Source organism: Nocardiopsis trehalosi NBRC 14201, assembly GCF_001552555.1.
GTDB classification, from domain to species: Bacteria; Actinomycetota; Actinomycetes; order Streptosporangiales; family Streptosporangiaceae; genus Nocardiopsis_B; species Nocardiopsis_B trehalosi.
Map to the genome: position 1 here is coordinate 1 of NZ_BCRK01000125.1, position 18333 is coordinate 18333.

The 18333-nt window shown below is 75.3% G+C and carries 18 protein-coding genes; 12 read left to right on the plus strand and 6 right to left on the minus strand.

Features of this window, described 5'->3' with window-relative positions:
* Positions 1-262: 262 nt before the first annotated feature.
* Both NT8_RS19645 and NT8_RS19650 read right to left on the minus strand, forming a co-directional pair.
* Positions 263-1114, minus strand: coding sequence for a DUF3097 domain-containing protein (locus NT8_RS19645; RefSeq protein ID WP_067971662.1), 852 nt, complete (start codon positions 1112-1114; stop codon positions 263-265).
* A 41-nt stretch (positions 1115-1155) separates the two neighbouring features.
* The gene (locus tag NT8_RS19650) at positions 1156-1791 is read right to left on the minus strand and encodes a hypothetical protein (RefSeq protein WP_067971665.1); all 636 of its coding nucleotides are present in this window, start codon (positions 1789-1791) and stop codon (positions 1156-1158) included.
* Between the two features lie 137 nt (positions 1792-1928).
* Here NT8_RS19650 and hrcA point away from each other — a divergent pair, with 137 nt between their 5' ends.
* The 3 genes from hrcA (at position 1929) to NT8_RS19665 (ending at position 4910) form a co-directional block, all read left to right on the plus strand.
* Positions 1929-2942: a heat-inducible transcriptional repressor HrcA gene (gene hrcA, locus NT8_RS19655; RefSeq protein ID WP_067971669.1), complete on the plus strand. Its 1014-nt coding sequence runs from the start codon at positions 1929-1931 to the stop codon at positions 2940-2942.
* The gene (gene dnaJ / locus NT8_RS19660) at positions 2943-4091 is read left to right on the plus strand and encodes a molecular chaperone DnaJ (RefSeq protein ID WP_084469105.1); all 1149 of its coding nucleotides are present in this window, start codon (positions 2943-2945) and stop codon (positions 4089-4091) included.
* A 66-nt stretch (positions 4092-4157) separates the two neighbouring features.
* The gene (locus NT8_RS19665) at positions 4158-4910 is read left to right on the plus strand and encodes a 16S rRNA (uracil(1498)-N(3))-methyltransferase (protein WP_067971676.1); all 753 of its coding nucleotides are present in this window, start codon (positions 4158-4160) and stop codon (positions 4908-4910) included.
* A 97-nt stretch (positions 4911-5007) separates the two neighbouring features.
* Here NT8_RS19665 and NT8_RS19670 read toward each other — a convergent pair whose 3' ends face one another.
* Both NT8_RS19670 and NT8_RS19675 read right to left on the minus strand, forming a co-directional pair.
* A complete protein-coding gene (locus tag NT8_RS19670; protein WP_067971678.1) occupies positions 5008-5727 on the minus strand; it encodes a hypothetical protein in 720 nt (239 codons plus the stop codon).
* Entirely contained in the window at positions 5724-6254 is a 531-nt protein-coding gene (locus tag NT8_RS19675; protein WP_067971680.1) for a SigE family RNA polymerase sigma factor, read from the minus strand. Before NT8_RS19675 ends, NT8_RS19670 begins: the two co-directional genes overlap by 4 nt.
* 490 nt (positions 6255-6744) lie before the next feature.
* Here NT8_RS19675 and NT8_RS19680 point away from each other — a divergent pair, with 490 nt between their 5' ends.
* The 6 genes from NT8_RS19680 to era all read left to right on the plus strand — a co-directional run bounded on the left by NT8_RS19680 (position 6745) and on the right by era (position 11737).
* A complete protein-coding gene (locus tag NT8_RS19680; RefSeq protein WP_067971683.1) occupies positions 6745-7101 on the plus strand; it encodes a histidine triad nucleotide-binding protein in 357 nt (118 codons plus the stop codon).
* Positions 7102-7260: 159 nt separating this feature from the next.
* The gene (locus NT8_RS19685; protein WP_067971686.1) at positions 7261-8304 is read left to right on the plus strand and encodes a PhoH family protein; all 1044 of its coding nucleotides are present in this window, start codon (positions 7261-7263) and stop codon (positions 8302-8304) included.
* A 103-nt stretch (positions 8305-8407) separates the two neighbouring features.
* Positions 8408-8905 carry an rRNA maturation RNase YbeY gene (gene ybeY, locus NT8_RS19690; protein WP_067971688.1) on the plus strand — a complete coding sequence of 166 codons (498 nt, stop codon included), beginning with the start codon at positions 8408-8410 and terminating at the stop codon, positions 8903-8905.
* Positions 8902-10245, plus strand: a complete 1344-nt coding sequence (locus tag NT8_RS19695) for a hemolysin family protein (RefSeq protein ID WP_084469106.1) — start codon at positions 8902-8904, stop codon at positions 10243-10245. Before ybeY ends, NT8_RS19695 begins: the two co-directional genes overlap by 4 nt.
* A 53-nt stretch (positions 10246-10298) precedes the next feature.
* A complete protein-coding gene (locus NT8_RS19700; protein WP_067971703.1) occupies positions 10299-10649 on the plus strand; it encodes a cytidine deaminase in 351 nt (116 codons plus the stop codon).
* Positions 10650-10777: 128 nt separating this feature from the next.
* Positions 10778-11737, plus strand: a complete 960-nt coding sequence (gene era / locus NT8_RS19705) for a GTPase Era (RefSeq protein ID WP_067971692.1) — start codon at positions 10778-10780, stop codon at positions 11735-11737.
* 9 nt (positions 11738-11746) lie between these two features.
* Here the strand turns inward: era and NT8_RS19710 are convergent, their stop codons facing one another.
* Positions 11747-12481, minus strand: a complete 735-nt coding sequence (locus NT8_RS19710) for an IclR family transcriptional regulator (RefSeq protein ID WP_067971706.1) — start codon at positions 12479-12481, stop codon at positions 11747-11749.
* Between the two features lie 439 nt (positions 12482-12920).
* On the opposite strand from NT8_RS19710, the gene NT8_RS19715 reads away from it, so the two are divergent.
* Positions 12921-14183, plus strand: a complete 1263-nt coding sequence (locus NT8_RS19715) for a DUF6986 family protein (protein ID WP_067971709.1) — start codon at positions 12921-12923, stop codon at positions 14181-14183.
* A gap of 44 nt (positions 14184-14227) precedes the next feature.
* Positions 14228-15586 (plus strand): allantoinase AllB, encoded by a 1359-nt coding sequence (gene allB, locus NT8_RS19720; RefSeq protein WP_067971696.1) that lies wholly within the window; start codon positions 14228-14230, stop codon positions 15584-15586.
* Positions 15587-15638: 52 nt separating this feature from the next.
* Here allB and NT8_RS19725 read toward each other — a convergent pair whose 3' ends face one another.
* Entirely contained in the window at positions 15639-16925 is a 1287-nt protein-coding gene (locus NT8_RS19725; protein ID WP_067971699.1) for a M14 family metallopeptidase, read from the minus strand.
* Positions 16926-17279: 354 nt separating this feature from the next.
* Here NT8_RS19725 and NT8_RS19730 point away from each other — a divergent pair, with 354 nt between their 5' ends.
* Positions 17280-18296, plus strand: a complete 1017-nt coding sequence (locus tag NT8_RS19730; RefSeq protein ID WP_084469107.1) for a hypothetical protein — start codon at positions 17280-17282, stop codon at positions 18294-18296.
* The last annotated feature ends 37 nt before the right edge of the window (positions 18297-18333 follow it).

Sequence of the window (18333 nt, forward strand, 5' to 3'; positions counted from 1 at the left end):
TGCCCTGCGGCGCGTAGCCGGGCTGGCCGCCGGTGGGGTGGGCGTACCCCGGCTGCCCGCCGGACTGCCCGTGGCCGGGCCGGCCGCCGGGGGCGCCGGGGTTCGGTCGACCCCCGGAGGCGGGGTCCGGCGACTGAGGTGGGTTCGGCGGGGTCTCGCTCATCATGTCCCTTGGCTGTGGCGATTTGCGTGGTGCAGATTATGCCGTCCGGCGCACCGGGGGGCCGCCGCACGTCGTCACCGCGGGACGCCGCGGGCGCCTCTAGTCTCGCACCGTGTGGGGTGCGGTGACGAAGTCGATCAGTTCTTCGACGCGGCCGAGCAGCTCCGGTTCCAGGTCGGCGAACGTCCGGATCCGGCCGAGGATGCGCCGCCACGCCTCGCCCGGCTCCTCCGACCAGCCCAGGGCCGCCAGCACCCCCTCCTTCCAGGGGACGCCCCGCGGCACCTCGGGCCAGGCGCCGAACCCGAGGACCGACGGCTTGACCGCCTGCCACACGTCCACGAACGGGTGGCCCACGACCAGCACGTGCGGCGACGCCACCCGCTCGGCGATCCGGCTCTCCTTGGACCCCGGCACCAGGTGGTCGACCAGCACGCCCAGGCGGCGCTCCGGCCCCGGATCGAACGCGCGCACCACCTCGGGCAGGTGGTCGACGCCCTCCAGGAACTCCACCACCACGCCCTCGACCCGAAGGTCGTGCCCCCAGATGCGCTCGACCAGCTCGGCGTCGTGCACGCCCTCGACGTAGATGCGGCTCTCGCGCGCCACCCGGGACCGCGCGCCGCGCACGGCCACCGACCCCGAGGCGCTGCGGAGCCGGCCGGACGCGGCCGGGGCCGCCGGGCGCACCAGGGTCACCGGGCGGCCGTCGACCAGGAACCCGGCGGGGACGAGGTCGAACACCCGGCGCCGCCCGTGGCGGTCCTCCAGGGTGACCCCGGTCTTGTCGACGCCGACGACGGCGCCGCAGAACCCCTCGTCGGCGGACTCCACCACCAGGCCGTCCTCGGCGGCGACCTCCGGCACGGCCCCCTTGCGGGGCCGCCGCCAGTCGCCCGCCAGGACGTCGCCGCCGTACCTTCTGCCCGAGTTGCCCGATGGAGTGCGCACGGCCCGGGATTGTAGTGGCCGCCCCGGGGCGGGGCCGGGATTCAGCCCGCGGGCGGCGCGCCGCGGCCGTGGGGGAAGGGCGGCGGCCCGGCGCGCTCGCCGATGAGCCGGCGCTTGTGCGCCGCGCGGCGCGCCCAGGCGGTCAGGATGGCGGCGCCGCCGGCCGCCAGGCCGACCGCGGGCGGCACGAACGCCCAGGCGAGCACGCCCACGATCGACCACACCAGGCCGCTCGTGCTGTCGCCGTAGGCGACCGCGAACGCGCCGACGCCCGCGCAGGTGACGGTGTAGGAGCCGGGGCCGGTGAACTCCGGCACACCGGCCAGCGACCAGCCGCCCGCGTTGTGCTCGTGGGCGGCGTGGAAGGCCACCGGGCCGTCGGGGCCGGCGGCGGTGCACGCCTCCTCGGCGCGGACCCCGGGGGTGTCGGTGTAGACGAGCCAGGAGGAGTCGCCCTCGTTGCGCTGGTCGGCGCCGACCTCCACCACGGCCTCGGCGCCGCCGGCCGCCTCGGCGCTGAACGGCGGCAGGGCGACCGACCGGGCCAGGGAGGCGGCGAACCCGGCCATGCCGCAGAGCATGCCCGCGACGATGAGGGCGCCGCCGATCCAGTACCAGCGGCGCGACGGGCGGAGTTCGGCGGGATCGACGGCGGGTACCCGCGGCGGAGGGGCCATCGGCCCATCCTGGCAGACGCCGCGGCGCCGCCTCCAGCGGCGATCCGGGGCCCGATGGGGGTGCCGGGGTCAGGTCCGCTCTTGCGCGGCGGCATAGAATTAGCACTTGGAACCACGGAGTGCCAGGAGGTGAGCGCGTGCTCGACGACCGGAAGCTCGCGGTGCTGCGTGCCATCGTCGAGGACTACGTGTCCACGAACGAGCCCGTGGGGTCGAAGGCGCTGGCCGACCGGCACAGCCTCGGCGTCTCGCCCGCCACGATCCGCAACGACATGGTCGCGCTGGAGGAGGAGGGCTACATCGCCCAACCCCACACCAGCGCCGGCCGGGTGCCCACCGACAAGGGGTACCGCCTGTTCGTGGACCGGCTGTCCACCGTCAAACCGCTGTCGTCGGCCGAGCGCCGCGCCATCGAGACCTTCCTCGGCGGGGCGATCGACCTCGACGAGATCGTGGCGCGAACCGTCCGGCTGCTCGCGCAGCTCACCCGGCAGGTCGCCATCGTCCAGTACCCGTCGCTGACCCGGTCCTCGGTGCAGCACGTCGAGCTGGTGCCGCTCGGCGCCCAGCGCGTGATGATGGTGTTGATCACCAACACCGGCCGGGTCGAGCAGCGGGTCATCGACAACCTCGACCGGGTGTCGGAGGACGCGGTCGAGAACCTGCGGCAGATGCTCAACCGGGCGCTGGTGGGCCGGTGGCTCACCGATGTGCCCGCGCAGGTGGAGGACCTGCCCGCCCAGGTCCCCGCCGCCGACCGCCCGCTGGTGGCGTCGGTGCTGTCGGTGCTGCTGGAGAGCCTGGTCGAGCGGCACGAGGAGAAGATCGTGCTCGCGGGCACCGCGAATCTCGCCGCGGTCGATTTCTCCGCTAGCCTTCGGGACGTACTGGAGGCGCTGGAAGAGAACATGGTCCTCATCCGTTTGCTCGGAGAGGCGGGCAACCCCTCCATGCTCACGGTCCGCATCGGTGCGGAGAACTCCCACGAGGGCCTGAGATCCACCTCGATCGTCTCCGCGGGCTACGGGTTCGGCGACCAGTCGCTGGCCAAACTCGGGGTGGTCGGTCCGACCCGCATGGACTATCCAGGAACGATGGGAGCGGTACGCGCTGTGGCTCGGTATGTCGGCACGATTTTGGCGGGACAGTAAGTGGCAGCCAGGGACTATTACGAGATTCTCGGCGTGCGTCGCGACGCGACCAAGGACGAGATCAAGAAGGCCTACCGGCGGCTCGCCCGCGAGCTCCACCCCGACGTCAACCCCGACCCCACCACGCAGGAGCGCTTCAAGGAAGTGACCCAGGCGTACGAGGTCCTCTCCGACGAGAACAAGCGGCGCATGTTCGACATGGGCCACGACCCGTTCGCCCCCTCCGGCGGCGGTGGCGGAGCGGGCGGCTTCGGGGCCGCGGGGTTCCCCTTCGACGACATCATGAACGCGTTCTTCGGCGGCGGCCAGCCGGGCGGCGGGCGCGGCCCGCGCGACCGGGTGCGCCGGGGGCGCAGCATCAAGGTCCGGATCGAACTCGACCTCGCCGAGACCGCGTTCGGCGTGACCAAGGACGTCACCTTCCCCACGGCGGTGCTCTGCGCCACCTGCCAGGGCGAGGGCACGGCCAAGGGCACGCACCGCCGCACCTGCGACATGTGCCAGGGCCGCGGCGAGGTGTCGCAGGTCACCCGCTCCTTCCTCGGCCAGGTCATGACCACCCGCCCGTGCCCGCAGTGCGCCGGGCAGGGCAGCGTGATCACCGACCCCTGCGCGGACTGCGCGGGCGAGGGCCGGGTGCGCGAGAAGGTCACCCGCAAGGTGCAGATCCCCGCCGGCGTCGAGGACGGCACCCAGATCCAGCTCGCCGGCGAGGGTGAGGTCGGCCCCAACGGCGGGCCGCGCGGCGACATCTTCCTGGAGATCGTGCAGCGCCCGCACCCCATCTTCGAGCGGCGCGGCGACGACCTCCACTGCACCATCACCGTCCCCATGACCGCCGCCGCGCTGGGCGCCTCGTTCACCTTCGAGACCCTCGACGGCACCGAGGAGATCGACCTGCGCCCGGGCACCAACTCCGGGCACGTCATCACCCTCGGCGGGCGCGGCACCCGGCACCTCGACGGCAGCGGGCGCGGCGACCTGATGATCCAGGTCGACGTCGAGACCCCCGGCCGCCTCGACGAGGAGCAGGAGAACCTGCTGCGCAAGTTCGCCGAGCTGCGCGGCGAGGACCACCCGCCCGGCAAGTTCAGCCCCGGCCACGGCGGCCTGTTCTCCCGCCTGCGCGACGCCTTCGGCGCGCGCTAGCAACGCCGTTCCGCCGCCCCCGGCCCCGTGCGGCCGGGGGCGGCGCCGTCTCCACCGGAGTTCACCGTGACACCACCGGTCTTCCTGGCCGAGGCCGGGCAGCTCGACCGCGACCGGGTGGTCCTCGCCGGCCCCGAGGGCCGGCACGCCGCCGCGGTGCGGCGCATCACCCCCGGCGAGACCCTGCACCTGGTCGACGGGGCCGGCACCCGCGCCCGCTGCACGGTCACCGAGACCGGCCGCGACACCGTCGTCTGCCGGGTCGAGGAGCGGGGCACCGACCCCGAGCCCCGGCCCCGCATCACCGTCGTCCAGGCGCTGCCGAAGGGCGACCGCGGCGAACTCGCCGTCGAGGTCATGACCGAGGCCGGGGTCGACGCGATCGTGCCGTGGGCCGCCGAGCGGTGCGTCACCCGCTGGCGCGGCGACCGCGCCGCCAAGGCGCTGGCCAAGTGGCGCTCCACCGCCCGCGAGGCCGCCAAGCAGGCGCGCCGCAGCCGGGTGCCCGAGGTCACCGGGCCCGCCGCCACCCGCGACGTCGCCGACCTGCTCGCCGGCGCCGCGTGCGGCGTGGTGCTGCACGAGGGCACCGGCGACCGGCTGGCCGAACTGCCCCTGCCGGGGCCGGGCGACCCGGACGCGCCGCCGCCCGGCATCGTGGTCGTGGTCGGCCCCGAGGGCGGGTTCACCGACGCCGAACTCGCGGCGTTCTCCGCCGCCGGGGCGGCGCGGGTCCTGCTGGGGCCCACGGTGCTGCGCACCTCGACCGCCGGGGTCGCCGCCCTGGCGGTCCTCCAGGCCCGCTGCGGCCGCTGGTAGACCGGCGCCGCCCGCCCGCTCCGGGCGGGCGCCGCACGCGCCCCGCGACACGGACGACCGCCGCGCCGAGGTCGGCGGGCGGCGGCGGGGCGCTTCCTTACTGGGCCAGGGTGCCGTTCTCGACGGGGTCGGAGCCGGGGCCGGGCGGGCTCGGCGTGGCGCCGGCCTCGCCGTCGCCGTCGTCCCCGCCGGGCGCGGGCCCGGGGTCGGTCCCCGGCCCCGGGTCGGTGCCGGGGCCGCCCGTGGGGTCGGCCGGGTCGGGGGAGGGGGCGCAGGGGTCGCCACCGGTGGCCGGGGCGTCCGAACCGGGCGCCGGCGGCGCGGCGTCGGCGGTGGGGGCGCCCGTGGCGGTGGGTTCGGCGGGCGCGCCCGGGGTGCACAGCATGGCCACCCCCGGGTCGCCGTCGGGGGTGCCGGAGCGCGGGTCGGCGGGGTCGGCCGAGGGGTCGGTCCCGGGGGTGGCCGCGCCGCCGCCGTCGGGGCGGTCGGCGCCGCGGGTGTCGTCGTGGGCGTGGCCGGCGCCGTCGGGGCGGTCGGCCCCGGCGCCGTCACCGGGCGCGGAGGTCAGCGCCGACGGCAGGAGCTGGTCGCGGATCTGCGGGCTGCCGAACAGCACCGAGCCGGCGATCACGGCCGCCGCGCCGGCCGCCAGAGCGGGGCGCAGCCACGGCAGGTGGGCCCAGGAGCCGAAGCGCCCGCGTTCGGTCCGCGTGCGGATGGCGGACAGGCCCTCGGCCGACGGGGTGACGGCCTCGGCCTCGGTGCGCAGCGCCGCGCGCAGCCGGTCCTCGAAGGCGTCGTCGATGGGGTCGGTCATGTCGTCTGCTCCAGAACCGAGCGGAGGGCCGCGATGCCGCGGGCCGTGTGGCTCTTGACCGCGCCGCGGCTGATGCCCATGGCGTCGGCGATCTGCGCCTCGGAGAGGTCGCCGTAGTAGCGCAGCACGATGGCCTCGCGCTGCCGGGTGGGCAGTCGGCGGATAGCCGCGATGACGGCCGCGCGCTCCAGTTCGCCCAGGGCGCCGTGTTCGGCGCTGGGGGCGTCGGGCAGCGCCTTGGGCGCGTGCTTCTCGACCACGGCCCGGTGCCGCAGCACCGAGCGGGCGCGGTTCACGACCGACTGGCGCAGGTAGGACAGCGCCTTGTTGGGGTCGCGCAGCCGCCGCCAGGCCCCGTGCATGGCGACGAACGCGTCCTGGACGACCTCCTCGGCGGTGGCGTGGTCGCGGACGAGGAGGGTGGCGAGGCGGACCAGGGGGCGGTAGTGCGCGCTGTAGAGCTGGGTCACGGCCTGGTCGGCGTCCCACTCGGCCGTCACTGTTGCCGCGGAGGCCCCCGCGACCAATGTTTCCGTCACGTCTGTAGGACGCGCGCCCTTGTCGCCGGGTTTACGAAAGGGCATACCTGTGTTCTCGCTCCAGATCGGGGGTCTGCGGTGTGACCTGACCGTTCCGCGGATCAGGGTCCTTACAACAGGTGCGCCGCCGCCGGCCCGCGGGGCGGGCGGGAGCCCGCCGGGCGAACGTGACGGCCCGGATGAAGCCACGCGAAGCACCAGAATAGCCCGCGCTCCACGGAGGGAGGGGGCGTTCGGGGAATCCCGCGGACGCCGCGCGGCCCGGTGCCGGAGCCCGCGTGCGGGGGCGCCTCCCGGGCCACGGTAGAGGATCCGGACGCCCGGCGCAGCCGCCCCCGGCGCACCGGACGCGGCCGCGCCGCCCGGCCCGTGGTGCCCGGCGCACCGCGCGCCCCGGGCGCCCCCTGCGGCATCATGGGTCCCAGGCCGCGGGCGCGCGCCCGCGGCACCGACGACGCACCCGAGGGAAGGGGTCCAGGTGGCGACGAGCCGGCCCGACTGCCTGTTCTGCAAGATCGTGGCGGGCGAGGTCCCCGCCGACGTCGTCCGCGCGACCGACGACACCGTCGCCTTCCGCGACATCAACCCGCAGGCGCCCACGCACGTGCTGGTCATCCCGCGCGACCACTACGCCGACGCGGGCGAGGCCGCGCGGGCCGGCGCCGGCGTCATGGACGCCGTCGCCCGCGACGCCCATGAGGTGGCCGCCGCCGAGGGGATCGCCGCCTCCGGCTACCGGCTGGTGTTCAACACCGGAGCGGGCGCCGGCCAGACCGTGTTCCACGTCCACGGCCACGTGCTGGGCGGACGCGGCCTCCAGTGGCCGCCCGGGTAGGAGAAAAGCCCTCGGGCCGGGAATGGCGGCGTTGGTAGAATCGCTGTGACGACTGAGGCCGGCCGGGCGCACCGCGACCACGGTGACCGGCCGGCCGGTCCGCGCGGCGGACGCCGGCGACGATCGAGAGGCAGGGGCAGACGGCCGCGAGGCCACACCATGGTCGAGTCAACTCATTCACGCACGCAGGTGAAGATCGTGGTGCCCGAGGAGCACACGATGGTCAACCTGCTCGGGTCCGGCGACGAGCTCCTGCGGGCCGTGGAGCGCTCCTTCGACAGCGACATCCACGTCCGCGGCAACGAGATCACCATCAGCGGCAGCCCCGAGGAGACCGCGCTCGCGGTCCGGCTGATCGAGGAGCTGCTGGAACTCGTCCGCAACGGCGCCCACATCACACCCGACGCCATCGAGCGCACCCTCGGGATGCTGCGCACGCCCGGGGCCGACGGCGAACGCCCCGCCGACGTGCTGACGATGAACATCCTGTCGGCGCGCGGCCGCACCATCCGGCCCAAGACCCTCAACCAGAAGCGCTACGTCGACGCCATCGACCGGCACACGATCGTGTTCGGCATCGGCCCGGCGGGCACCGGCAAGACCTACCTGGCCATGGCCAAGGCGGTCAAGGCGCTGCAGAACAAGCAGGTCAACCGGATCATCCTGACCCGCCCCGCGGTCGAGGCCGGCGAGCGCCTGGGCTTCCTGCCCGGCACCCTGTACGAGAAGATCGACCCCTACCTGCGCCCGCTCTACGACGCGCTGCACGACATGCTCGACCCCGACTCCATCCCCAAGCTGATGGCGGCGGGAACCATCGAGGTCGCGCCGCTCGCCTACATGCGCGGCCGCACGCTGAACGACTCCTTCATCATCCTGGACGAGGCGCAGAACACCTCGCCGGAGCAGATGAAGATGTTCCTGACCCGGCTGGGATTCGGCTCCAAGATCGTGGTCACCGGCGACGTCACCCAGGTCGACCTGCCCCGGGGGCAGTCCAGCGGCCTGGGGACCATCGAGTCCATCCTCGACGGCATCGACGACATCGGGTTCTGCCGGCTCACCAGCAAGGACGTCGTGCGCCACAAGCTGGTCAGCGCCATCGTGGACGCCTACGGCCGCTACGACGTCGAGCAGCGGCCGCAGGGCCAGCGGGGGCGTTCCGCCTCCGCGTCCGCCCGCGGCAACGGCACCGGGGGCTGACCTCCGCGGGGCGCCGCCCCGCACGCGACCGCACCGGCCGCTCCGGCGGGGCACGCCCCGCCGGAGCGCCTTCACCACGTCCGACCAGATAGGCGCCTGAGCAATGAGTATCGACGTCGCGAACGAGTCCGGCGTCCCCGCCGACGAGACCCGGCTGTCGCGGCTGGCCCGTTTCGTCCTCGACGCCATGCGGGTTCACCCGCTGGCCGAGCTGTCCGTGGTCCTCATCGACGAGGAGCCCATGGCCGAGCTGCACGTCCGCTGGATGGACGAGCCCGGCCCCACCGACGTGCTCTCCTTCCCCATGGACGAGCTGCGTCCGGGCGGGCAGGACAAGCCGTCCGAGCCGGGGGTCCTGGGCGATGTGATCATCTGCCCGCAGGTGGCCGCCCGCCAGGCAGAGAAGGCCGGGCACGGCACGCAGGACGAGATCGACCTGCTGTGCACGCACGGCATCCTGCACCTGCTGGGCTACGACCACGCCGAGCCCGAGGAGCACAAGGAGATGTTCGGCCTCCAGGGCGACATCCTCGCGAGCTGGCGGCGGCACCTCGACGAGGACGCCCGCCGCGACTCCGCGGGCGAGGAACCGGCCCGATGACCCCCGGTCATACCGGCGCGGCCGCCGCGCTGCTGGCGGCGCCCGCCCCCGGCGCGGCGGCGGCCGGCTGGCTGCCGCTGTACGCCTTCGCGGCCGCGGCGCTGCTCGCCGTCCTGGCCGCGTTCTTCGTCGCCGCCGAGGTCGCGCTCACCCGGACCGCCGGCATGGGCGAGGACGGCCCGGCCGGATCAGCGGCGGGCCGGCGCCTGGCCGCGGTCGCCGCCGACCCCGCCGCGCACCTCAACCTGCTCCTACTGCTGCGGGTCTCCGCCGAGGTGCTGGCGGCGCTGGCGCTGGTGGCGGGCGCGATCGGCTGGTTCGGCGCGGGCTGGCCCACCCTGGTGGGCGCGGGCGCGCTGATGATCGTGGTCGACTTCATGCTGATCGGGGTCACCCCGCGCATCCTGGGCCGCCAGTTCGCCGCCCCGCTGGCCGGGGCCGCGGTCACCGTGCTCGTTCCGGTCCGCCCGGTACTGGGGCCGGTCGCCGAACTGCTGGTGCGGATCGGCCGCGCGCTGACCCCGCGCGGCAAGGGCGAGCGCGAGGGCCCGTTCAGCAGCGAGGGCGAGCTGCGCCGGCTGGTCGACCTGGCCGAGCGCGGGCACGTCATCGACGCCGAGGAGCGCGAGATGATCCACTCGGTGTTCAAACTGGACGACACCATGGTGCGCGAGGTCATGGTGCCGCGCACCGACATCGTGTCGGTCGAGGGCGACGCCGTGCTGGACGACTGCCTCACCCTGGCGCTGCGCAGCGGGTTCTCCCGCATCCCGGTCGTCGGCGCCGACCTCGACGACGTCGTCGGCATCCTCTACCTCAAGGACGTCGTCGCCCGCATGCGCGACGTCTGGGCCGAGCGCGACGGCGGCGGCGCGGGCCACCTCGGCACCGCCCGCGACGCCATGCGCGCGGCCACCTACGTCCCCGACTCCAAGCCCATCGACGAGCTGCTGCGCGACATGCAGCGCCAGCGCATCCACGTCGCCGTGGTCATCGACGAGTACGGCGGCACGGCCGGCCTGGTGACCATCGAGGACATCGTGGAGGAGATCGTCGGCGAGATCACCGACGAGTACGACGACGAGGTCCCGCCCGTCGAACGGCTCGGCGAGGGCCGCGCGCGGGTCACCGCCCGGCTGCCGCTGGGCGAGCTGGTCGAGGTGTTCGGCACCGAGGTGGACGCCCCCGACGTCGAGACCGTGGGCGGCCTGCTCGCCTACGCGCTGGGGCGGGTGCCCATCACGGGTTCCCAGGCCGAATACGCTGGGCTCAGGCTGACCGCCGAGGACCCGGCGGGACGCCGCAACCAGACGGCGACGGTGCTGGTGGAGCGCTTGTGAGCGGGCGCCCCGCGCCCGCCGCCGGCGACCGCGCTGCCGACGAGAGGTGGACCTTGACCGACACCGCCGCCGGGGACATCGGCCCCGAGGACGAGAAGCTCATCACGCTGGCCCGCGCCTCGCGCGCCCGCACCGGCGCCGCCGAGGGCGCCGCCGTGCGCGACGAGACCGGGCGCACCTACGCCGCGGTGACCGTCGAGCTGCCGTCGCTGCGGCTGACCGCGCTGCAGGGCGCGGTGGCGGCGGCCGTGTCCAGCGAGGCCGGGGCCCTGGAGGCCGCGGTCGTGGTGTCGGAGGCCGCCGAACCGGCCGCCGCCGACCTCGCGGTGGCCGCCGACCTGGCGGCCGCGCTCGTGGTGCTCGCCGCGCCCGACGGCACCCCCGTGCGCGTCGTGCGACCCTGACGGGCCCGCGCACCGCACCGCCGCACGCGCCCCTCGGGGCCGTGCGGCGCCGCCGCGCCCGCACCGGGCGCGGCCCGATCCTCCGGGGGCGGTTCCGCCCGCCCCCGGACGCAGGCGAGACTGGAGCCATGGACGACCTCGACCCCAACCTGCGGGCTCCGATGCCGATGCCCTCGTACGTCGAGGGCTTCCGCAGCGGCTTCGCGTGTTTCGTCGGCCGGCCCAACGTGGGCAAGTCGACGCTGATGAACGCCCTCGTCGGCCAGAAGGTGGCGATCACCAGCAACCGGCCGCAGACCACCCGGCGCACCGTGCGCGGCATCGTCCACCGCCCGGACGCGCAGCTGATCATCGTGGACACCCCGGGGCTGCACAAGCCGCGCACGCTGCTGGGCGAGCGGCTGGACAGCCTGGTGCGCTCCACGCTGGTCGAGGTGGACGTCATCGGGTTCTGCGTGCCCGCCGACGAGCCGATCGGCCGCGGCGACACCTACATCGCCCGCGAACTCGCGGGCCAGCGCGACACCCCCGTGGTGGCGATCGTCACCAAGACCGACAAGGTCGGCCGCGAGCAGGTCCGCGAGCAGTTGCTGGCCGTCGAGCGCCTGGGCACGTGGGCCGACATCGTCCCCGTCTCGGCCGACGCCGGGTTCCAGCTCGACACCGCGACCGACGTGCTCTGCTCGCACCTGCCCGACGGGCCCCCGCTGTACCCCGACGGCGACCTCACCGACGAGCCCGACGAGATGCTCGTCGCGGAGCTGATCCGCGAGGCCGCCCTGGAGGGGGTGCGCGACGAGCTGCCGCACTCGATCGCGGTGGTGGTCGAGGAGATGAAGGCCCGCGAGAACTCCCGGCGCGAGCTGGTCGACGTCTACGCGTCGCTGTACGTCGAGCGTCCCAGCCAGAAGGCCATCGTGATCGGCACCAAGGGCGCGCGGCTGCGCGACGTGGGGTCGGCGGCGCGGGCGCAGATCGAGGCGCTCCTGGGCACCCGGATCTACCTCGACCTGCGCGTCCGCGTCGCCAAGGACTGGCAGCGCGACCCCAAGCAGCTGCGCAAGCTGGGCTTCGACCAGCAGGTCTGATCCGGCGGGTCAGACCTGGTGGTTGAGGTCGTCGGCGAGGTGCTCGGCCGCGCGCCGCACGATGGGCGCGGCGCGTTCGACGAACCCCCAGCCCACCCGGGCCTCGGGGCCCGAGATGGAGACCGCCATCATGGCCGGTCCGCCGACCACCGGCACCGCCAGGCAGCGGACGCCGATCTCCTGCTCGCCGTCGTCGATGGCGTAGCCCTGCTCGCGGATGCGCGCCAGCTCCTTGGCGAACTCCTCGGGGGTGGTGATGGTGCGGTCGGTGGCGGCGGGCATGCCGGTGCGGCCCACGGTCGCCAGCGCCTCGTGCTCGGGGAGCTGGGCGAGCAGCGCCTTGCCCACCCCGGCCGAGTGCGGCAGCACCCGCCGGCCCACCTCGGTGAACATCCGCATGGCGTGCGGTGAGGGGACCTGCGCGACGTAGACGACCTTGTCGCCGTCGAGCATGGCGAGGTTGGCGGTCTCGCCGAGTTCCTCGACGAGTTCGGCCAGGTGCGGGCGGGCCCAGGTGCCGAGCATCCGCGACGCGCTCTCGCCGAGGCCGATCAGCCGCGGCCCGAGGGCGTAGCGGCGGGAGGGGAGCTGGCGCACGTAGCCGTTGCCGAGGAGCGTGCGGATGATGCGGTGGATGGTGGGCAGGGGCAGGCCGGAGGACTCGGCGAGCTGGCTGAGGGAGATCTCCCCGCCGGCGTCGGCCATGATCTCCAGCAGGGCGAAGGCGCGGTCGAGCGACTGCACGCCGCCCGAGCGGGGCCGGGCCCCGGGGTCGGCGGCGGGGACGGCGGTGTCGCCGGTGTCGGCACCGGTCGCGGTCTGTGGCGTGGCCAAAGGTCTCATGCTCCCATCGCGTGGCCGCCCGGGGCGCGGCCCGCGGGCCGGTGGCCACTCTTCCTCGAAGTTTCCATTCTGCGATACGGAAGCGCTCGCCGGTAACCCCTTTCGCGATCACGTGGCCTGCGCGCCGCCGGTCGTGGGGCGGTGTCCGCCGGCGGCGCGTGGCGGCGCGGGCCGGAGGCGGATGGGGGGACCGCACCCTCTTGTTGTTCCGAATTGTAGAAGTTATTGTCCGCGATATAGAAGTTCTCGGGGCGGGGTTTTCCTGCGCCGCCCCGCCGGTACCGCCGACGAAGGGACGAACAGCGTGGGTGAGCACGACTCGACCGGGGACAGCGCGGGCGTGGCCGGAACCGGCCTCGGCGCCATCTGCGCGGCGCTCGACGCGCGGCTGGCCGACGCCGACGCGCGGCTGCTGCGCGACTACCCCGGCGAACGGCCGCTGCGCCAGCCCGTGCACACCGTCTACGTGCCCGCCGACCGGGTCGGCCCCGGCCTGGCCGCCGCCTGGGGCGAGCAGGCCCTCGCGGCCCTGGATGCGCACGCCCCCGACGCCGCCGCCCTGGCCGCCGCCACCGGCGTGCCCGAGGACGCGGTCGCCGACGCGCTGCCCCGCGTCCGCGCCAAGCTGGCCGCCGAACCCGTGGAGGACCTGCGCGTCGACCTGGAGGACGGCTACGGCGCCCGCTCCGACGACGAGGAGGACGCGCACACCGTCGCCGCCGCCCGCGCGCTCGCCGCCGACCTGGCGGCCGGGACCGCGCCCCCCTACCTCGGCCTGCGACCGAAGGGGATGGAGGCCGCCGGGCGCCGCCGCGGCGTGCGCAGCCTGCTGCTCTTCCTGCGGACCCTGCTGGAGGAGGCGGGCGGGCTGCCCGACGGGCTCCTGCTCACCCTGCCCAAGATCACCTCGGTGGAGCAGGTCGAGGCCATGGCCTGGACCTGCGGGCAGGTCGAGGACCTGCTCGGGCTGCCGGCCGGCCGCCTCGGGTTCGAGCTGCAGATCGAGACCCCGCAGTCGGTCCTCGGCCCCGACGGCGCCGCCGCCGTCGCCCGGATGATCCACCGCGGCGAGGGCCGGGTGACCGCCCTGCACTACGGCACCTACGACTACAGCGCGGCGTGCGGGGTGACCGCCGCCCACCAGAGCATGGCGCACCCGGCCGCCGACCACGCCAAGGCCGTGATGCAGGTCGCCGCCGCCGGCACCGGGGTGTGGCTCTCGGACGGATCGACCAACGTGCTGCCCGTGGGCACGACCGCGCGGGTGCACGCCGCCTGGCGGCTGCACGCCGGCCTCGTCCGGCGGTCCCTGGAGCGCGCCTTCTACCAGGGGTGGGACCTGCACCCGCACCAGCTGCCCACCCGCTACCTGGCCGCCTTCGCCTTCCACCGGGAGGCGTTCGCCCCCGCGGCCGCCCGGCTGCGCGACTACCTGGGTGCGGTCGACGGCGGGGTGCTGGACGAGCCCGCCACCGCGCAGGCGCTCGCCGCGGCCCTCGTGCGCGGGCTGGGCTGCGGCGCCCTCACGGCCGATGAGGTCGAGGCGGCGACGGGGGTCGACACCGCCGCGCTGACCGGCCTCGCCCACCGCCGGGTCGGCTGACCGCGGCCACGACCGCGAGCGCGACGAGCAGGGAGACGGGAGACATGGCAGAACACGACTACGACCTGGTGGTGCGGGCGCGGCGCGCCGTCACCCCCGAGGGGGAGCGGCCCGCCGCCGTCGCCGTGCGCGGCGGCCGGATCGCGGCGGTGCTCGACCGCGGCGCGCCCGCGTCCGCCGCCCGCACCCTCGACCTCGCCGACGACGAGGTGCTGCTGCCCGGCCTCGTCGACACCCACGTGCACGTCAACGAGCCCGGCCGGACCGAATGGGAGGGGTTCGCCACGGCCACCCGCGCGGCCGCGGCCGGCGGGGTGACCACCCTCGTGGACATGCCGCTGAACAGCGTGCCGCCCACGACCACCGCCGCCGGCCTGGCCGCCAAGCGCGCGGCGGCGCACGGCCAGACGGCGGTCGACGTCGGGTTCTGGGGCGGCGCCGTCCCGGAGAACACCGGCCCCGGGGCCACCGGCGTGCTGCGCGAACTGCACGAGGCGGGGGTGTACGGGTTCAAGGCGTTCCTGTCGCCCTCGGGCGTCGAGGAGTTCGGCCACCTCGACCCCGACCGGTTCCGCGCCGCGGCGGCCGCCATCGGGGAGTTCGGCGGGCTGCTCATCGTGCACGCCGAGGACCCGCGGGTGCTCGCCCAGGCCCCGCCCGCCACCGGCCGCGACTACGCGTCGTTCCTCGCCTCCCGGCCCGACACCGCCGAGCACGCCGCGATCGCGCTGGTCATCGCGACCGCGCGCGCCACCGGCACCCGCGCGCACATCCTGCACCTGTCCTCGGCCACCGCCCTGCCGCTCATCGCCCAGGCCCGCGCCGAAGGGGTGCCGCTCACCGTCGAGACCTGCCCGCACTACCTGACCATCGCCGCCGAGGAGGTGCCCGAGGGCGCCACCCAGTTCAAGTGCTGCCCGCCCATCCGCGGCGCGGCCAACCGCGACCTGCTGTGGGCGGCCCTGGCGGACGGCGTGATCGACTGCGTCGTCAGCGACCACTCGCCCAGCACCGTCGACCTCAAGCGGCTGGACACCGGCGACTTCGGCGCCGCGTGGGGCGGGGTGTCCGGCCTGCAGGTGGGCTTCGCGGCGATGTGGACCGAGGCGGCCGCGCGCGGCCACGGCCTGGCGGACGTGGTCCGGTGGATGGCCCGCCGCCCGGCCGAGATCGCCGGGCTGGCCGCCAAGGGCGCGATCGCGGTCGGGCGCGACGCCGACCTCGCCGTCGTCGCGCCCGACGCGGCCGTGCGCGTCGACGCCGCCGCCCTGCGGCACCGCAACCCGGTCAGCGCCTACCACGGCCGCGAGCTGCGCGGGCAGGTGCGCCGGACCCTGCTGCGCGGCACCGAGGTCGACCCGGACGCGCCGCACGGGCGGCTGCTCGCCCGGAACGAGGGGTGAGCGCGGGCGCCGCCGCACACGCGGCGGCGCCCGCCCGGTCGGGCCGCGCCGGTCAGGCGGCGCCGCAGTACTCGGCCTCGGCGCCGATCACCCGCTGCGGGCAGTCGGCGTAGTCGAGCAGGTCGAGCACCGCCTCGCGGTTGCGCGCGGTCTCGCGCGAGATGACCTCGTCGGGCGGGTAGAACCCGCCGCCGCCGGTCCCGGTCGGGTACATCTCGAAGGTGAACGAGAAGATGCCCTGGTCCGCCCAGAGCCAGTCGTTGATCGACCCGTCCGTGATGTAGAGGTCGCTGGACTGCTGGGGCGTGTAGCCGTTGGACGACGCCATGAGCCGGCCCAGCTCCGCGTGGGTGTCGTAGTCGTCGCGGGTCATGCCGGGGGCGACGTCGCCGTAGGTGTAGCCGTAGGGCCACAGCACCAGCTCGCCGTAGGTGTGGAAGTCGATCCCGACGGAGATCTGCTGCTCGCCGCCGACCACCCGGCTGCGCACGAAGTCGGCCACCCGGCGCACCTCGGTCGCCGACTCCGGCGCCGACCCGCGGTAGGTCAGGCTCGACGGGCTGCCCGAGGAGCCGCCGCAGCAGCCCCACCGGTAGCCCCAGTTGCGGTTGAGGTCGGTGCCCACCGCCGTGCTGCCCGGGTTGGGCTGGCGGTTCTTGCGCCAGCTGCGGTAGGAGCCGGTGGCGATGTCGTACTCGCTGCCATCGGGGTTGACGTTCGGCAGGATCCAGATCTCGCGGCCGTCGACCAGGTCGGTGATCCGGGAGTCCGTGCCGTAGCCGTCGGTGAACGCGTTGAGCAGGTACACCGCCATCTCGACGGTCAGGTGCTCGCGGGCGTGCTGGGAGTGGGTGAACAGCACCTCCGGCTCGTCCTCGTCGGTGCCGGCGTTGTCGCTGATCTTGACCGCGAACAGGTCGCGGCCGCCGTGGGAGTCGCCGATGTCGACCCGGCGGGCGATGGCCGGGTGGTCGGCGACCACGTCGGCGACCACGTCGGTCAGCTCGGCGTAGTTGTGGTACCGCGCGTCGGCCGGCGGGAAGTCCAGGGCGCGGGGGCCGCCGGAGCCGGGCGGGGCGAGTTCGGTGACCTCGTAGCCGAGGTCCTCGACGGCGCCGATGTCGCCGGGGGCGGCGGTGACCACCACGGAGCCGTCGTCCACCCCGTCGATGGCGACGCCGGTCGCGGCGACCTCGGTGCGCTCCTGCGGGGTGGACGGCCCGCGCACCTCGTACTGGCGGTAGGCGGGGGCGTCCTCGGCGGACGCGCTCTCGGCGGAGAGGGTGGCGAGGAGGAGGGGGACGAGGGAGAGGACGGCGAGCAGGCCGCGTCGTTGCACAGTGCCTCCTGTGGGGGAGTGGGAGGGGCGCGCTGCACCAATTCAGGGGGTGTGCGGAGGGTGGTGTCAACATGACGGATTGACACCGTTTCGGGGGTTGTGCGCTGCGATTTCCGGCAACCCGCAGGTGGCTCCGTCTAACCGCCGGGGCCGGACTGGCCGGAAGCGGCCACGCGGGGTCGCCGGATGATCGCGGAGCGACGCGGCGGGGCGCGGGCGCCGACGGCGGTGGTGCGGCCACCACCCGGAACCGAGGTGCTGGACGGGGCCGAAGTGCCCGCCCGCACTACCGACGCGGCGGCCGAATCCCCGCAGAATCAATGGCGTCCCCGCAGGTCACCCCGAGGAGCCCTGATGATCGGCACGCCGCCGCACGTCCCCCCGCCGTCCGCCGCGCCCAGCGGCGGCGCGCCAGCGGCCGCGCCGCCCGCGATGCGCCCGCTGCGCGAGTGGCACCGGCCGCTCACGCTCTTCGCCGCCGCCGCGGGCGTCCTCGCGGTCCTGTTCTGCGTCGGGCTGGTGGTGGACGGCCGCACCGTCCTGGGCGAGCCCGTGTGGCTCAAGCCGCTGAAGTTCGCCGTCTCCTTCGGCCTCTACACGGCCACCCTGGCCTGGATGTTCGCGCTGTTCCCCCGCTGGCGGCGCACCCTGTGGACGCTCGGCACCGCGGTCACCGCCGCCTGCGTCCTGGAGACGGTGATCATCACCTACCAGGCGGCCCGCGGCCAGCGGAGCCACTTCAACTACACCACCCCGATGGACGCGCAGCTCCAGGAGCTGATGGGCATGGGCGCCGTCGTGCTGCTGCTGGGCACCCTCGCCATCGGCGCCCTGCTGGTCTGGCAGCGGCGCGTGGACCGGCCCATGTCCTGGGCGATCCGGATCGGCGTCCTCGTCTCGGTGGCGGGCATGGCGATCGGCCCGCTGATGACCCAGCCCACCCCCGACCAGGAGGCCGTGCTGGAGACCGGCGCCGAGGCCCACACCGTCGGCGCGCACACCGTGGACGCCCCCGACGGCGGGCCGGGCCTGCCGGTGACCTCGTGGAGCACCGAGGGCGGGGACCTGCGGATCGCCCACTTCGTCGGCCTGCACGGGCTTCAGGCGCTGCCGCTGCTCGCCCTCGGGTTGGGCGCCGCGGCGCCGCGGGTCCGCCTGCTGCGCGGCGAGGGGACGCGCACCGCGCTGGTGGCGGTGGCCGGGGCCAGCTACACGGGAGCGGTGGCGCTGCTGGCCTGGCAGGCGCTGCGCGGGCAGCCGCTGCTCCAGCCGGACGCGGCCACCCTCGCCGCGGCGGCCGGGCTGGCGGCCGCCGTCACCCTGGGGGTCGGGGCCACCGCCGCGCTCGCCGCCCGGTCCGCCGGGAGGTGAGCGGGCCCCGGCGCCGCGGGCGCGCGCCGGGGCCGGG

Excerpts from the sequence above, each read along its gene's own strand:
- NT8_RS19650 (WP_067971665.1), bottom strand. The coding sequence starts at position 1,791 with ATGGCCCCTCCGCCGCGGGTACCCGCCGTCGATCCCGCCGAACTCCGC.
- NT8_RS19670 (WP_067971678.1), bottom strand. The coding sequence starts at position 5,727 with ATGACCGACCCCATCGACGACGCCTTCGAGGACCGGCTGCGCGCGGCG.
- NT8_RS19685 (WP_067971686.1), top strand. The coding sequence starts at position 7,261 with ATGGTCGAGTCAACTCATTCACGCACGCAGGTGAAGATCGTGGTGCCC.
- ybeY (WP_067971688.1), top strand. The coding sequence starts at position 8,408 with ATGAGTATCGACGTCGCGAACGAGTCCGGCGTCCCCGCCGACGAGACC.
- NT8_RS19695 (WP_084469106.1), top strand. The coding sequence starts at position 8,902 with ATGACCCCCGGTCATACCGGCGCGGCCGCCGCGCTGCTGGCGGCGCCC.
- era (WP_067971692.1), top strand. The coding sequence starts at position 10,778 with ATGGACGACCTCGACCCCAACCTGCGGGCTCCGATGCCGATGCCCTCG.
- allB (WP_067971696.1), top strand. The coding sequence starts at position 14,228 with ATGGCAGAACACGACTACGACCTGGTGGTGCGGGCGCGGCGCGCCGTC.
- NT8_RS19730 (WP_084469107.1), top strand. The coding sequence starts at position 17,280 with ATGATCGGCACGCCGCCGCACGTCCCCCCGCCGTCCGCCGCGCCCAGC.